Here is a 14,938-nt window from a genome sequence, read left to right as displayed (position 1 = left end):
GACCCGTATCCCCTCGCCCGTACCATGCTCCCGGACCACGACCACCAGGGGGACGGGAAATGTTCGGGATCATCAGACCGTGCCGGCACAGCCTGCCGGAGCCGCTGCGGGCCGCCTGGCTCGCCCATCTCTGCGGGCTCTGCCTGGCTCTGCGGGACGGTCACGGCCAGTTGGCCAGGACGGCCACCAACTACGACGGCCTGGTCATCTCGGTGCTGGTCGAGGCGCAGTCCGCAGCCAGCCGACGCCAGGCCGGGCCCTGCCCGCTGCGCGGGATGCGCGGCGCCCAGGTGGCCGACGGTGAGGGCGCCCGGCTGGCGGCGACCGTCTCGCTCGCGCTGGCCTCGGCCAAGGTGCGCGACCATGTCCTGGACGGGGACGGGGTGTTCGCCCGTCGGCCGGTGGCCGGCACCGCCCGTGCGGTCGCCGGGCGCTGGGACCGGCAGAGCGCCCGGGCCGGCGGCAGCATCGGCTTCGACACCGCCGTCCTGCTCGAAGCTGCGGACCGGCAGGGCGAGTTGGAGCGGACGGCGACGGCGGCCAGTCCGCTGCTGGCCCTCACCGAACCGACCGAGACCGCCACCGCCGCGGCCACCGCCCACACCGCCGTACTCGCCGGACGCCCCGGCAACGCGGCCGCCCTGCACGAGGTGGGCCGACTGTTCGGCCGACTGGCCCACCTGCTGGACGCAGCCGAGGACCAGGCCGAGGACGACACCAACAGCGCCTGGAACCCGCTGACCGCCACAGGCACCACCCGCGCCGAAGCAGAACGGCTCTGCCGGGACGCCGTCCACGGAATCCAACTCGCGCTGGCGGAAGTGAAGTTCACCGACCAGGCACTGCCGCACCGGCTGCTCGTGCACGAGACCAGGCGCGCGGTCGACCGGGTCTTCACCCAGGTCGGCCACGACACGCCACCCCACGGCCCCGCGCCCCACGGCGCCCCGACCCACCAGCAGCCGCGCACTCCCCGCAACCCGCTGGCCGGCTGCGCGATGTGGGCACTGCTCGCCTGCAGCTGCCAACTGCTCTGCTGCGAACACGATCACCCCTGGTCCGGCGAGCGCCGCGAAGGATTCTGCAAGCGCAACGACTGCTGCGACGCCTGCGACTGCGACTGTTCCGGCTGCGGCGACTGCTGCGGCGGTTGCGATGGGTGTGACGGCTGCGACTGCTGCTGCCCCTGCGACGGCTGACGGAGCGCCGTCGCGGAACGCCACTGCCCGGCAGTGATCCGTCGGGATCAACTGCCGGGCAGGAAGAGCGCGTTGGCGGAACTCAGAACTGGGTGCTGACGGTCACACCGCTGAAGTCGGTGCTGGCGTACAGGCTGAGGTAGCGGTAGCCCGCCGTCGGGTTGGTCACGGTGATGCTCTGGGTGCTGCCGGGGTTGGTGGAGGAGGCCGTGAAGGCGGTCGGCGAGGCCCAGGTGTTGGCGTTGTAGTACAGGAACGCGGTGCCGGTGCCGCCGGAGGTGCTGACCTTCAGCGTGGTGGTACCGGCCGGCAGGTAGACGTACAGGTAGTCGCTGTTGCCCGCCGTGGCCGCCCGGTTGGGCCGCGAGCAGTTCTGGCCCATGGCGTCGGTGCGGGCTTCGGTGCAGGTCGGCACCGTGACGGGGCCGCCACCGGTGAGCACGGTGACCGAGGTCGGGGTGGTGGCGATCCGGCCGGTGTTGTCGGTGACGGTCAGGGCGACGGTGTAGGTGCCGGCGACCGCGTAGGTGTGGCTCGGGTTCCGCAGGTTCGAGGAGGTCCCGTCGCCGAAGGTCCAGTTCCAGGCGGTGATCTGGCCGGCGCCGGTCTGCACGGACTTGTCGGTCCCGCTGACCGTGCCGCCGTTCACCGAGGTGGTGAACAGCGCGGTCGGGCCGGGCGCGTAGCAGGCCCCGGCGTTGCAGCTGGTCAGCCAGGCGTCGAAGTCGGCGTCGTAGCCGGTGCCGACGTTGTTGTAGACCGCGTAGCCGCCCTGGTAGTCACCGACCCGGAAGCGGGCCAGCATGGCCTGCACGTCCGCCGGGTGCTTCTCGAACATGTAGCGGACCGCGAGGTAGCCCCACGGGTAGACCCTGGTCGAGTCCGAGTTGCCGTACGTGTTCTGGAAGATGGTGCTCAGCTTGTACGTGTGCTTGCCCGCCTCCGTCATCGCGTCGGTGTCGGTCGCGCCGCGGTAGGTGTAGGACTCGTACTCGGCGACGCCTTCGACCCACCAGATGTTCGGGACGGAGGTCTGGGCGCCGAAGTTGCCCTTCATGTCGTAAATGCCGTCGAGGTAGTGCGTGTACTCGTGGTTGAGGTTCCACACCCGGGCCGTGTCGTTGAGGTTCCACGACTTCTGGTACATCACCGTCACGGCCTGGTTGTTCGGGTCGGTCGGGTCCATCACGGTCTGGCCGCCGTTGTCGGTGGAGTTGCCGTAGATGGCCCAGGAGTACGTGGTGTAGTCGGTCTTGTTGGCGAAGATCCCGAAGGTGACGGTCTTGTCGTACTGGTTCGGGACCGGCCCGTTGTCCTTGACCAGGTTGTGGAAGAAGGTGTCCTCACCACGCAGGCTCGTACAGACGGCGGCCAGTTCGGCGGCCGAGAGCGCCTGGGTCTGGAGGGTGCGGTTGTCGCAGACCAGCTGGTTCGGCAGCACGGCGGCGATCAGCTTCGCGGGCAGGTTGCAGACGTTGTAGTACGAGCAGTTGGCCGCGTCGTACTGGTTCGCCTGGTAGGCGGTGCCGACGTACAGCGGCCCGGTCCGGCCGACGATCGGGCTGGCGTCGATCACCCGCTTCACCAGCGGCTTGACCGCGGCCTCGACGGTCGCGCTGGTGCCCGCCATCCGGGACAGGTCGTTGCCCGCGTTGACGTCGAGAGCGGCGTTCGGGCCGCCGAGCAGGTCCTGGTGGTTGATCGCGAAGTCGGCCAGCACGGTGGCGATGCTCGGGTCCGCGCCGACGGCCTTGACGAAGTCGGGGTTCCAGCTGCCGCGCCAGAGTGCGTACCGCAGCGGAGCGTTGACCGCGCTGACCATCGAGGGGACGGCGTTGTACGAGTTGTCGTACGCGGTCAGGACCTGCTTGTACACGCCCAGGTAGCTCCCCTGAAGGTTGGCGCTGTCGGTGAAGATCAGCACCTGCTTGAGGATGTTGCCGTTGACGTCGGTGACGTCCTTCCACCGTGTTCCGGCGAAGAAGGCGTCCATGCCCGCCTTGGAGGCCGCGGTGAGCGAGGCGTCGTAACTGCCTACCGCACCAGCGTTGTTGGACTGGACGTAGTAGCCGGCTCGCAGGAACAGCACCAGCTGCAGGATGCTGTTCGCGTTGTCGCCGGTGTACGCGGCGGCGCGGCTCTTGAAGGCGGCCTCGACGGGCAGCATCTGCGACTGCTTGAAGACACCGCCCGCCGGGGTCCCGGTGAGGTCGAACAGCGTGCTGACGCAGTCCGTGGTCGAGCTCTCGACGAACGCGACCAGGTCGGCGCCGGTCCGGGTGGTGAAGTCAGCGGCGGTACAGCTCTGCGCGGCAGCCGCCGCCGCGGCCAACCCCGCCTTCTTCTGGGGCGGCGCCTGGACGGCAGCAGCCCCGACCGGCTCACCCATCGCGGCCTGGCTGAGCTGGGCCGACGACAGCGGAGCGGCGGGCGGGGCGAACCGGTCGGAGTCGGCCCCGAACGTGGCCAGCCCGGCCGGCTTCGGGGCGGCAGCGGAGGCCGCAGCCGCCGACGGCTTGGCGGCGGTGGAGGGGCCCGACGAAGCGATCGCCGTGGCGGGCAGCAGGGAGACGACCGTAGCGACGCCGGCTATGACGCCGGCGGTGAGGGTGGATAGCGGTGTACGCAGGCGCACTGCCAAGTCCTTTTCCTGTGGGGGGCACTCACGGAGCATCAGGCGGGACAAGCGGGGGACGTGGCGTGAATCCTGCCACCGAATGGCCATCAGAACAATGTCACAGGTCATATCTCATAACGGCAGACGGCGATCCCGACCGTCGTACCGCTCCTACCTGGCCGCCCCCTGGCCCGGCGCCCCGGGTCACCACATGCGCTGACCAGCGCCGAAGCGGCCGATCCGGCCGACACCTCGGCTCCCCCGTACCGGTGTCGTCGGAGCACTCATCAACGACAGCCACGCCCCGCAGGCACTACCGGTCGAAGTGCCGTGAGATCGCCGGGGCGACAGTCCCGCCCCTCCCTGCCCGGACCAGCGCCGCCACCTCCTGGCCTTCCGGCCCGCCGGGAAGCGGTGCCGAGCGCACGGATCGCCCCGCAGCCCGTTCCGTACGGCTCAGAGTGCGATGAGCCGTTCCTCGGCGAACGGATGATCCCCGGATTCCCTCGGCGGCCTCGAACACAGCACGCTCGGATGACGCTCCCCGCCAGCTGGCCGCCTACAGCGCAGCTGGGGGCGCGAGACGCCGGACCTGAGCAGGGGTGTGGCTGTAGTGGGCGGCGCCGCGCTCCACCGCGACATGGCGCAGCCGGGGGTTGTCGACGAGCGGATGGAGGTTGCCGTCCTGGACCACGGTGTTTCCGACCACGGCCACCTCGACGAGGGACGGGTGGTCTGCCAGCGCGGCGAGGGAGTCAAGGGGACCGCAGTTCTCCAGGACCAGCCGCTGCAGCCCTGGCAGTCGAGCGGCGAATTCCACGGACGGAGCTTTCGCGCCCACCAGCCGAATCTCTTCCAGCCGTTCGGCGGCAAGCAGTTCAGCGGTCTCGGTCAGGCGGCCGTCGTAGATCCACAGGGTTCGCAGCTCGGGTAGTCCGGCCGCACCTGCCAGGGAGAGTTCACCGGTGCGCGCGGCGCACTCGATCCGCAGGAACCGCAGATGCCGGTGCGCACCGAGCAGTTCCAGTGCACCACGCCGCCAGCTGAGCGCGGTCAGGGACTCGAGTGCAGGCAGGCCGGCGACGGTCTCCAGTCCGATCGCCACGGGTGCTTCCAGTTCCCGCAGGGCTCGCAACCCGGAAAGGTCGAGACGCCCCTTCTGCCGCCCGCTCACGTGCAGGAGGGTGAGGTCCCGGCATTCGGCGGTCGGCGTGGGGTTGCCGATGCCGAGCCCGAGTCGCAGTGAGCGCAGGTTCGGCAGAGCAGCAACGAAGGAGATGTCCACCGAGGCACCCGGGCGGTGGCAGCCGATCAGCAGCCCCTCGCACTCCCCGGACACGAACCGCTCGGCGTACTCGGACTGCCATGCCTCGCAGATGAGTTGCATCTCGGTGATGCTCGATCCGAGCTTCCTGATCTTCAACGGTCCTCCTCGGCTGCCTTGTGCACCCCCTCAGACAACCAGAGGAGTCGGACCGCACGGTGCCTCGACCCGCGCGACGGCGCAGCCCTCAGAGCTGCTCGACCTGCGGCGCCTGGGTGCTGACCACGCCCACCGCCGCGCCTCGCCGCTCGTCCTCCCAGTCCAGCAGATGCAGGTCGCCGTACCGCCCGCGCAGTGGCGAACCGTCCAACTCCAGCTCCGACAGGTCGACTTCGGTCAGCGTGTCGAGCGTGGTCCGCCCCAGCTTGACCATGGCCTCCTTGCGCACCCAGAGCCGCAGGAACGCCCGGTCCGGCTCGGCGTGCTCCCGGACCCGCCGCAACTCGCCTGCGCTGAGGACCCGTTCCATCACCTCGATCGCCGTCCCCCGGGTCGGCTGTTCGACGTCCACCCCGACCGGGTGGAGACCGGCCGCTGCCGCGACCACGCCCCGGCCGTGCGAGAGGCTGACCCGGACGTCCGGGAGCTCGGCGACGTAGGGCTTGCCGTGATCGTCGCGCGCACAGTCCGGGCAGCGCTGAAGCAGCGTCAGACCCGCCACCGGCCGACCCAGCAGCCGGGCCGCACACTCCCGTACGAGCAGGTGCGCCGCGACGAAATCGGTCCGCGAGGACTCCAGCCGGAAGCGGGCGGCCCGCGCGAGCTCGAGCGGCGTCAGCAGGTGCTCCCCGAGGTCAGGCCGCGCCAGTACCTCCGCGCTGTCCGCCATCATCGCCAACGGCGTCATCCGGTCCTCCACCCTCGCTGCGGTCCGCCCGAGCCTACCGTCACGCCTCCGGCCCCGGTCCCCTCTGCCTCCCGGAGCCTCGTTGACCATCGACGTCCTGGACCGGCCCCGAAAGCCGTAGCTCAGGGGATCGCGCGCCGGAAGCACCGACCGGTGTCATCCCCGCTGGGCCGGGTATGGGCACACCGAGCGAGGAGGTCAGCACCATGCCCACGAAGCGCACCCCAGGGCCCGTAGGAATGACCGTCCCGGTGCCCCCCGACCCCGACACCAGGCCCCCCGTCCCGGACCCCCTGCCGGATCCGGCCCCGCCGCCGTTCCCCGACCCGCACCCGAACCCGCCCCCGCAGCCGTTCCCGGCACCCGTCCCGGAGCCACCGGTGGGGCACTTCCGTCCCACGCCGTGACAGCCGGACGTGATCAGCAGGCCCCCGATGTCACCCCGCCCCTCCCGGAAGGACCCAGCTCCCGTTAGCCTCCGTCCGTGCACAAAACAGCGAAGCAGAAGCAGATCCTGGCGGTCTGCCTGGCCGGCGGCTTCACCACCATGCTGGACAACTCCGTCCTCAACATCGCCGTCCCGGCCCTCCGCAGCACACTCGACGCCGACCCGACCCAGATCCAGTGGATCGTGGCCGGCTACTCCCTGGCCTTCGGCCTCGCGCTGATCCCGGGCGGCCGGCTGGGTGACCTGCGGGGCCGCAAGCCCTTCTTCGTCACCGGGATCGCACTCTTCGTGGCCGCCGGACTCCTCGCCGCCACGGCCACCACGCCCTGGGTCCTGGTCGCGGTCCGCCTGCTCCAGGGAGCCGGCGCCGGCCTGGTGAACTCCCAGATGATCGGCACGCTCCAGGACGTCTTCACCGGCCCTGCCCGGACTCGCGCCCTCGGCATGTACCAGGTGACCTGTGCCGTCGCGATCGCCCTCGGCCCACCCCTCGGCGGCGCCCTGATCGCGCTGGCCGGGCCCGAGTGGGGCTGGCGGCTCGCCTTCCTGATCAGCGCACCGTCCGGCCTGGCCACCCTCGTCCTGGCGATCCGTCACCTCCCCACGCCGGTACCCCGCACCACCACCGCCCGCACCACGCTGGATCCGCTCGGCCTCCTCCTCACCGCCGCCATCACCGTCACCGTGATGCTGCCCTTCGTCCAGCCGGCCACCCTGGGCAGCAAGCTCGCCCTCGGCGTCGCCGCCGTCGCCCTCACCGGCGTGCTGGTGCTCTGGCAGCGGCACTACGCCGCGACCGGCCGCCAGCCGCTGATCCACCCGGCACTGCCCCGCTCGGCGCCGTACACCCTGGGCACGCTCACCGCGATGTGCCAGTTCGGTGCCGCGCTCGCCTCCAGCCTGGTCCTGGTGATGTTCCTCCAGGACGGCCTCGGCCTCTCCCCTCTCGCGGCCTCCGCCGTGACCCTGCCGTCCGCCGTGGCGATGGCGGTGGTGTCCTCGTTCGCCTGGCGGGCGGTGCAGCGGTTCGGCCGGCACGTGGTGCCGCTCGGCCTCTGCCTGGCGCTCGGAGCCCTGCTGCTCAGCGGACTGGCCGCGCTCTACGCACCGTCCGGCTGGCTCCCGGCACTGCTCGCCCTCGGCCAGCTCTGCACCGGCGCCGCCTCGGGCCTGACCGTCTCCCCCAACCAGGCCCAGGTGCTCCGGTACGCCCCGGCCGAGGCGGCCGGGGTCGCGGGCGGCATCCTGCAGATGTCCCAGCGAATAGCCGCCGCCGTCGGCATCTCCGCCATCTCGGGCATCTACCTGAACTCCTCCCCCACCACCCCGAACACCGCCTTCTTCCACGCCACCCTGGCCTGCCTGGCGGTGGTTTCGGCCTCTCTCGTCCTGGCCCTGCTGGCCAACCGGAGCACCCCGCGCTCCGAGGACGACCCGTCGGCCATGACCGGCCGTCAGGTCAGTGGGACTCACAGAGGCTCTTGAGCGTCTCGATGTCGCCGTTCATCTCCTCCGACACCGCGTTGTAGTCGCCGCCGACCATGCCCGTCAGGATGAAGCCCAGCTCCTGGAATCCCTGGGTCAGCCGCGTGATGATCGAGTAGACCCCGCCCGTAGCGTCCAGGCTCGCGCTCATCATGCCGTCGCGGGCCTCCTGGGCGGCGGCGATCCGGCTGCCCTTCGTCGTCCCCGCCACCTTGCCGTACCGGTTCAGCACCGCGTACGCGGGGTCGCAACCGCCCGGACGAACCGGCGGCAGCGTCAGCACGGGCACCGGCAGCGAGTGGACGGGCGACGGCGACGGCTTGGCAGTCGGGGACGGCGAGGGGGTCGGGCTCGGCTCGGGCTCCGGAGTGGGCGTCGACGCCGGGGTCGGCACAGGCGAGGGCGAAGGTGGCGGCTCCGGACTCCACGAGGCCGAGACGACGGGCACCGCCACCGGCGCCGGAGCCGCCTGCGGACTCGGCGGCACCACGTACGCGAGCACCGCCACTGCCGTCGCCACCGCCCCCGCGACAGCGGCCACCGCCGTCCAGTTCGTGCCGCCCGAGGGCGCCCCGTCGCCGTCCGGCGGGGCAGATCCGCTGTCCGTCATGCTTCATCGTGACGCAGCACCCGGTCGCGGGTCCATGCTGCCGATCCTGAACTCCAACGCCCGTGCTTGCACAGAGCAGTTCAGCCCTGAAGCAGCGTCAGGCCACCGCCAGCGCCACCCGTACCGCCTCGGCCACCGGCTCCGCGCCGGCGGTCACCTCCAGCGTGCGGCCGACCGCCGCAGGGGTGTCCAGCAGTTCGCGCAGCACCAGCGCGACGTCGTCGCGCGGCACCGGCGCGAACGGCAGGGACGGCACCGCCAGCCGGACGAACCCACTACCCGGCTCGTCCAGCAGCGCCCCCGGTCGCAGGATCGTCCAACCGATCTTCCGGGCCCGCAGGTCCTCCTCGGCGGCGTGCTTGGCCCGCAGGTAGTCGGTGAACTCCTGGTCCATCCCCGCCGCGCCCGCGCGTTCGATGCCCATCGTGCTGATCATCAGGTACCTGGGCACCCCGGCCAGTTCGGCCGCGTCGGCGAACAGTACGGCCGCTCCCCGGTCGACCGTGTCCTTCCGGGCACTGCCGCTCCCGGGGCCCGCCCCGGCGGCGAAGACCACCGCGTCCGCACCGCTGAGCCCGCCGGCCAGGTCCTCCAACGAGACCTGCTCCAGGTCGCACACCACCCCCTGGGCACCCACCCGGGCCAGGTCCTCGAGCTGCCCGGCCGACCGGACCAGCCCCTCCACCGAGTCACCACGCTCGGCGAGCAACTGCTCCAGCCGAAGCGCGATCTTGCCGTGCCCACCAGCGATCACCACATGCATGCCCCCGACGCTAACGCCGCGGCCCGGCCACCGCATCACGGACACTCGGGCCCCGGGCGCGCCGTACCGCCTGATCGACCGTCGGACCGGACCGAGGCAGCCCGTCAGAGCACCGAGCTCCCCGCCACCGCCCCCAGCCCGTACGTGACCCCCGAAGCGACCGCGACGATCAGCAGCTGACGCCCCGCCGTCCGCAGCACGCCCCGCCCGGAGCCGTACCCGAGCGCCCCGCCGACCGCCAGCGAGGCGATCGCCGTCAGCACCACCGAGGCGATCACCGCCGCGTCCCCGTCGGCGAAGAACCACGGCAGCAGCGGCAGCAGCGCCCCGACCGCGAACAGCAACAGCGAGGAGACGGCGGCCACCACCGGCGAACCGACGTCCCGCGCGCTCACCCCGAACAGGATCCGGGTGCTGGTGGCCGCCGCGTCCCGTCCCGAGGTCACCACACCCCGGCTGGCCCGGACGGCGGTCTCCCGGTCCAGGCCGCGTTCGCTCAGGCTCCGGGTCAGCTGCGCCAGCACCACCGGCGGCGACAGTTCCCAGGCCTGACGCAGCGATCGCTCCATGCCCTGTGCCACCTCCGCCTGGCTGCGCACCGAGACCCACTCCCCGGCCGCCATCGAGAGCGCCCCCGCGACCAGGCTGGCCAGCCCGGAGAGGCGTACGGTACCGGCGTTCACCGAGGCGCCCGCCACGCCGAGGATCAGGCAGAGGTTGGTCACGAGGCCGTCGTTCACGCCGAGTACGGCTGCGCGGATGCCGCCGCCCGCGACCCGTTCGGCGGTGGTCCGCAGGGACGCGAGTTCCTCGTCGGCCGCCGCGTCGTGCTCGGCGGACCGTTGTTCCGGCTGCCAGTGCGGCGCCAGCACCGCCCAGTCCGGGCCTGGTACGCCCATCCCTGCACACCTTCCTCTCGGGTCCCTGGCAGCGTACGGCGCAGCGGCTCTGACGGTCCGTCGGCGCCGCCGTGTCGGTTTGACGTTCTCGCCATCCCGGGGATACCTGTCCATGACAAATCCTTGCGAGGCTCCGACCAGTCCGTCCACCCCGCTGGACACCCCCTCCCCCGGTGTGGACATCCCCCAGCGGAGGTCCCGTGTCCCTCGATCAGTCCCCGTCCGTCTCGGCCCGGCCGTCCCTCCATCCCTCCCCGGCCGTCTCGGCCCGGTCCGACTTCGGCGCCCGGTTACGCCACTGGCGGCTGCTCCGCGGGCTCAGCCAGGCCGAGCTGGGCCGGCGGCTCGGCTACGACGACTCGCACATCAGCCGAGTGGAGAACACCCGTCGCTGGCCACCCGCAGGAATGGCCGAACGGCTCGACGAACTCCTCGACACTGCTGGCGAGTTGACGGGCCTCTGGCCGCAGGTGGAGCGGGAGCGCCGCCGACTGGCCCGGTACGGCCGACCGGGCGCCGCCGCTCCGGGAGCGGACGCGCTGGAGCAGCTGCTGACCGCCTACCGCACCGCCGCGCACGCGGTCGGCGGCCAGGCCCTGGTGGACGTCCTGGAGCAGCACGCCCGGCTGGCGGCCCGTCAGCAGCGCACCGCCCCGTCCGCCGAACGGGCCCGGCTGGGCTCGCTCGCCGCCCGCTACGCCGAACTCGCGGGCTGGGCCAGGTTCGACCAGCTGGAGTACGGCCGCGCGCTCGCCTGGTACGACTTCGGGCGGGAGTGGGCGGCCCTGGCGGGCGACCCGGCGGCCGCGGCACTGCTGCTGGCCCGGCAGAGCGCGGTGCACTGGGCCTGCGGGCACTCGGCCGCCGCGATCGGCACGGCCGGCGCCTCGTTCGAGCAGGCGGTTCGCGCGGGGCGGCCCGCCGCCCAGGCCCGCGCGCAGCTGGCCCGCGCCCGGGGGCACGCGCTGGCCGCCGACCGCCGCGAGACCGAGCGGGCCTTGGAGGAAGCCGCCCGGCTGACCGAGGCCGAACCGACCGCCGATGCCAGGATCCGCCTGCTGCTGGTGCACGGCACCTGCCACCGCGACCTGGCCGTCAGGACCGGCCGCCGCATCCACGCCCGGCTGGCCACCTTCGGCCTGGACGAGGCGCTGGCCCGGCTGCCGCTCGAACAGCAGCACTACCGCGCCCTGGTGACGGCCCGGCTGGCCGGCGCCCACGTCTGGGCCGGACGACCCGAGGCGGCCGGCACCGTGCTCGCCCGGGTCCCGGAGGCCGAGGGCCGGGTCGCACTGGAGCGCCGCCAGTCCGAGCGCTGGCTGTCCCGGCACACCCGGTGAGAGCATCCCCCTACGCATCCGTACGGCCCCTCCGCCCACTGCGGAGGGACCGTACCGGGATCACCGTCAGAGCGTCGCGGCCGCCGCCTTGATCGCCGACGCGTACGTGCTCACCTGGGTGTACACGCCGGGCAGGCCGGGCCGGGCGCAGCCCTCGCCCCAGCTGGTGATCCCGACCTGGATCCAGTTGTTCGCGGAGTCGCGGCGGAACATCGGGCCGCCCGAGTCGCCCTGGCAGGTGTCCACCCCGCCGTTGGCCAGGTCGCCCGCGCAGAGCGAGGCGCCGGTGACCAGGCCGGAGTAGGCCGAGGCGCAGTCGGCGTCGCTGACGAACGGCACCGCCGCCTTGCGCAGGTACCTCTGCTGTCCGCCGCCCTCGGTGGCGGCGCCCCAGCCGGCCACCGTGAAAGTGCCGCTGTCGTAGGCGGTGCTGCCCGCGATCGGCAGGGTGGTGACCGCCGTGCTGGTGACCGGGGAGGCGAGCTTGATCAACGCCCAGTCGTTGCCGTTCTCGGCGCCGGTGAAGCCGGGGGCCTGGTAGACCTTGCTGGACCTGATCTTCGTCGCGCTGCCGCTGTTCAGGTCCACCACGCCCATGGTCGCAGTGATGCTGCTGGTGTTCCCGCTGCCGTCGACGCAGTGTGCGGCGGTCAGCACGATCTGCTTGGTGAGCAGCGCGCCGCCACAGCCCATCGAGAGCCGGACCATGAACGGGAACTCGCCCTGCGCGGCCCGGGTCCCGCCCACCACGCCGGGGGTGGCCTCTCCGGCCTGGGCGGGCAGCACCATGGTGCCGGTCGCGAGCAGGGCGCTCGCCGCGAGCGTGGTCCAGCGTGCCAGTTGACGCTTCATCAGGTTCCTCCGAAGTGGGGGTCGGCAGGGCCCCAGCTTCGTTGTCGGGACACGGTCAGCGGCAGGGGAAACGAGTTGCCACCGGGAACTGGCAGAAGCACGGCCGACGGCGGAGGATCAGGGGCGTGAACACCGAAACCCCGGTCGAGCTGAGGCTCGGCACCGCCCGTGGCCGCTGGGTGCTGGCGGCGACCGCACTCGGCTCGGGCATGGCGATGCTCGACGGCACGGTGGTCAACGTCGCGCTCCCGACCATCGGCGCCGACCTGAACGCCTCGATGGCGGCACTGCAGTGGACAGTCAACGCCTACCTGCTGACCCTGGCCGGGCTGATCCTGCTGGGCGGCTCGCTCGGCGACCGCTACGGCCGCCGCCGGATCTTCCTGATCGGCGTCGGCTGGTTCGCGCTGGCCTCCGCACTCTGTGCCTTCGCCCCGAACGTCCAGCTGCTGGTCGCCGCACGCGCTCTCCAGGGCGTCGGCGGCGCGCTGCTGACGCCCGGTTCGCTCGCCATGCTGCAGGCCTCGTTCCACCCGGACGACCGCTCCGGCGCGGTCGGCGTCTGGTCAGGGCTCGGCGGCGTCGGCGCGGCCGCCGGTCCTTTCCTCGGCGGCTGGCTGGTCGAGGGGCCCGGCTGGCGCTGGGTCTTCCTGCTCAATCTGCCGCTGGCCGTCCTGGTCACCGCCGTGACGGTCCGTCATGTGCCGGAGACCCGCGACGAGGCCGCCGCCGGCCGGTTCGACGTGGCCGGCGCCGTGCTCGCCGCCCTCTCGCTGGCCGGGATCACCTACGCGCTGACGGCCGGCCTGCACGGCCCGTCCCTGCTCTGCGGCGCGGCCGGTCTGCTGCTGGGTGCGGCCTTCGTCCTGGTGGAGCGGCGCAGCGCCGAGCCGATGATGCCGCTCTCGCTCTTCTCGTCCCGGCTGTTCTCCGCCGTCAACCTGGTCACGCTCTGCGTGTACGGGGCGTTCAGCGGCATCTTCCTGATGCTGATGGTCCAGCTCCAGACCGTCTCGGGTTTCGCCCCGCTGACCGCCGGGGTGGCGCTGCTGCCGATCACGCTGCTGATGCTCGCCTTCTCCGGCTGGGCGGGCCGGTTGGGCCACCGGGTCGGCCCCCGGCTGCCGCTCTGCCTCGGCCCGCTGATCTGCGCGGCCGGTGTCCTGCTGCTGCTCCGGATCGGCCCGGGAGCCTCGTACTGGACGGACGTGCTGCCCGCCGTCACCGTGCTCGGCTGCGGCATGACCCTGCTGGTCGCCCCGCTCACCGCCACCGTGCTGGCCGCCGTCGACGTCCGGCACGCCGGGATCGCCAGCGGCGTCAACAACGCCGCCGCCCGCGCCGCCGGCCTGCTCGCCGTGGCCGCGCTCCCCGCACTGGCCGGCCTCACCGGCGACGCCTACCTCGACCCCGCCCGGGTCGACGACGCCTTCCACACCGCCATGCTCGCCTGCACCGGCCTGCTCGCCCTGGGGGCGCTGCTCTCCCTGCTCACCATCCCCCGCACCGCCCTCACCCCCGCCCACCCCGTCGCGGAACCCCCCTGCGACTGGTACTGCGACGGCACCGCCCCACCCATCGCCTCGGGTCCGGACAGCGCCGACACCCCGTAGCTACGGCCCCGCCCGGGTCATCCCCGTTCACCCGGGCGGGGCCTGAAGGTGGATCAGCAGCTGGACGCGTCGTTGATGTCCAACCCGGTGACGATCTCCCGGTACGAGAAGATCGCGGTGCCGTTGGGCGCGAGGCACCTGGCGATGGCCTCGCCCGTCGAGGTGTGACCCGTGAGCCGGACGGTGTCGTCGTTACGGGTGTTGACCACGTAGTCGGCGCCGGTCCCGCCCACCCCTGTCGCGCGGGCGTCCCAGCCGCTGTACATCCAGGTCGGGTGGTTGTTGTTGTAGTCGGTGGCCGTCACGTAGAAGCACACGTACGGGTACGGGCAGCCCTTCTTCACCGTCGCCGAGGCCGGCGACACCGCCAGCGCGACCATGCTGAGCGCGGCCCCCGCGACCGCGACCACCCTGGCCATCCTCGTTGCCTTCATTCGCTTCCAACCTTTCGTTTCGACTGGAAGCGATCCTGCCGCCCGCCACCGGCCCGGGGCGTCCACCGGAGAGTTGATCCTCAAGGCCCCCGTCAACTCAGGCTGTACCCGGCGGAGCTCGGCGTTGCGCTTGGCGGTCCGGCGCCGGCTCCGGCTGATCAGGGCGGCCAGCGGCGGCGCCAGCAGCGCCTGAATCAGCACCACGCCGGTCGGCAGTCCGGCCGTCACGCCGTCGTTGACCACCACCGCCATGGCCAGCGCCAGCGCCGGGACGGCGAGCCGGAGCGGCCGCAGCCCGCACACGCCCATCAGCGCGAGCAGCGGTGCCCACCAGTTCACCGACGGCTGGTAGCCCGCGTCGAGGTAGTACGAGAACGCCAGGCTGGACAGCAGCAGCACGGGCACCGGGAACCGGGGACCGGTACCGGAACGCCAGCGGCGCCGCCGTCGCCACGGTCAGCAGACCGGCCCACAGGTCGAACTGCCGCCACCCGTACGGCTGGTACT

12 protein-coding genes are annotated in these 14,938 nt (G+C 72.3%); 4 read left to right on the top strand and 8 right to left on the bottom strand.

The features are described from left to right. The first annotated feature begins 59 nt into the window (after positions 1–59). Positions 60–1,199 carry a DUF5685 family protein gene (locus ACKUU6_RS28090; RefSeq protein ID WP_407991366.1) on the top strand — a complete coding sequence of 380 codons (1,140 nt, stop codon included), beginning with the start codon at positions 60–62 and terminating at the stop codon, positions 1,197–1,199. 82 nt (positions 1,200–1,281) lie between these two features. On the opposite strand, the gene ACKUU6_RS28085 is transcribed toward ACKUU6_RS28090, so the two are convergent. The 3 genes from ACKUU6_RS28085 to ACKUU6_RS28075 form a co-directional block, all read right to left on the bottom strand. Continuing rightward, entirely contained in the window at positions 1,282–3,834 is a 2,553-nt protein-coding gene (locus ACKUU6_RS28085; protein ID WP_407991365.1) for a collagenase, read from the bottom strand. Positions 3,835–4,375: 541 nt separating this feature from the next. Further along, on the bottom strand, positions 4,376–5,239 hold the full coding sequence (locus ACKUU6_RS28080; RefSeq protein ID WP_407991364.1) for a hypothetical protein: 864 nt from the start codon (positions 5,237–5,239) through the stop codon (positions 4,376–4,378). Positions 5,240–5,327: 88 nt separating this feature from the next. Then, entirely contained in the window at positions 5,328–5,987 is a 660-nt protein-coding gene (locus ACKUU6_RS28075) for a 4'-phosphopantetheinyl transferase family protein (protein ID WP_407991363.1), read from the bottom strand. Positions 5,988–6,471: 484 nt separating this feature from the next. On the opposite strand from ACKUU6_RS28075, the gene ACKUU6_RS28070 reads away from it, so the two are divergent. Then, positions 6,472–7,920: an MFS transporter gene (locus ACKUU6_RS28070; RefSeq protein WP_407991362.1), complete on the top strand. Its 1,449-nt coding sequence runs from the start codon at positions 6,472–6,474 to the stop codon at positions 7,918–7,920. On the opposite strand, the gene ACKUU6_RS28065 is transcribed toward ACKUU6_RS28070, so the two are convergent. The 3 genes from ACKUU6_RS28065 to ACKUU6_RS28055 form a co-directional block, all read right to left on the bottom strand. Next, positions 7,895–8,530, bottom strand: a complete 636-nt coding sequence (locus tag ACKUU6_RS28065) for a hypothetical protein (RefSeq protein ID WP_407991361.1) — start codon at positions 8,528–8,530, stop codon at positions 7,895–7,897. The two genes, ACKUU6_RS28070 and ACKUU6_RS28065, sit on opposite strands and share 26 nt — an antisense overlap. Positions 8,531–8,627: 97 nt before the next feature. Continuing rightward, a complete protein-coding gene (locus ACKUU6_RS28060) occupies positions 8,628–9,293 on the bottom strand; it encodes an SDR family oxidoreductase (RefSeq protein ID WP_407991360.1) in 666 nt (221 codons plus the stop codon). Between the two features lie 104 nt (positions 9,294–9,397). After that, positions 9,398–10,192 carry a VIT1/CCC1 transporter family protein gene (locus ACKUU6_RS28055; RefSeq protein WP_407991359.1) on the bottom strand — a complete coding sequence of 265 codons (795 nt, stop codon included), beginning with the start codon at positions 10,190–10,192 and terminating at the stop codon, positions 9,398–9,400. A gap of 200 nt (positions 10,193–10,392) precedes the next feature. Here ACKUU6_RS28055 and ACKUU6_RS28050 point away from each other — a divergent pair, with 200 nt between their 5' ends. Further along, positions 10,393–11,532, top strand: coding sequence for a helix-turn-helix domain-containing protein (locus tag ACKUU6_RS28050; RefSeq protein WP_407991358.1), 1,140 nt, complete (start codon positions 10,393–10,395; stop codon positions 11,530–11,532). Positions 11,533–11,598: 66 nt separating this feature from the next. On the opposite strand, the gene ACKUU6_RS28045 is transcribed toward ACKUU6_RS28050, so the two are convergent. After that, positions 11,599–12,384, bottom strand: coding sequence for a S1 family peptidase (locus tag ACKUU6_RS28045; RefSeq protein WP_407991357.1), 786 nt, complete (start codon positions 12,382–12,384; stop codon positions 11,599–11,601). Positions 12,385–12,509: 125 nt separating this feature from the next. Here ACKUU6_RS28045 and ACKUU6_RS28040 point away from each other — a divergent pair, with 125 nt between their 5' ends. Beyond that, positions 12,510–13,997, top strand: coding sequence for an MFS transporter (locus tag ACKUU6_RS28040; RefSeq protein WP_407991356.1), 1,488 nt, complete (start codon positions 12,510–12,512; stop codon positions 13,995–13,997). A gap of 53 nt (positions 13,998–14,050) precedes the next feature. Here ACKUU6_RS28040 and ACKUU6_RS28035 read toward each other — a convergent pair whose 3' ends face one another. Further along, positions 14,051–14,836, bottom strand: coding sequence for a hypothetical protein (locus ACKUU6_RS28035; protein ID WP_407991355.1), 786 nt, complete (start codon positions 14,834–14,836; stop codon positions 14,051–14,053). Positions 14,837–14,938 lie beyond the last annotated feature (102 nt).

The organism is Kitasatospora sp. CMC57 (assembly GCF_045866025.2).
Classification (GTDB): domain Bacteria; phylum Actinomycetota; class Actinomycetes; order Streptomycetales; family Streptomycetaceae; genus Kitasatospora.
Note: the sequence above shows the minus strand (reverse complement) of the source record. Positions and strands in the feature narration are given on the sequence as shown.

Coding starts and splice junctions, on each gene's coding strand:
- ACKUU6_RS28060 (WP_407991360.1), bottom strand. CDS start 9,293: ATGCATGTGGTGATCGCTGGTGGGCACGGCAAGATCGCGCTTCGGCTG.
- ACKUU6_RS28090 (WP_407991366.1), top strand. CDS start 60: ATGTTCGGGATCATCAGACCGTGCCGGCACAGCCTGCCGGAGCCGCTG.
- ACKUU6_RS28065 (WP_407991361.1), bottom strand. CDS start 8,530: ATGACGGACAGCGGATCTGCCCCGCCGGACGGCGACGGGGCGCCCTCG.
- ACKUU6_RS28075 (WP_407991363.1), bottom strand. CDS start 5,987: ATGACGCCGTTGGCGATGATGGCGGACAGCGCGGAGGTACTGGCGCGG.
- ACKUU6_RS28045 (WP_407991357.1), bottom strand. CDS start 12,384: ATGAAGCGTCAACTGGCACGCTGGACCACGCTCGCGGCGAGCGCCCTG.
- ACKUU6_RS28055 (WP_407991359.1), bottom strand. CDS start 10,192: ATGGGCGTACCAGGCCCGGACTGGGCGGTGCTGGCGCCGCACTGGCAG.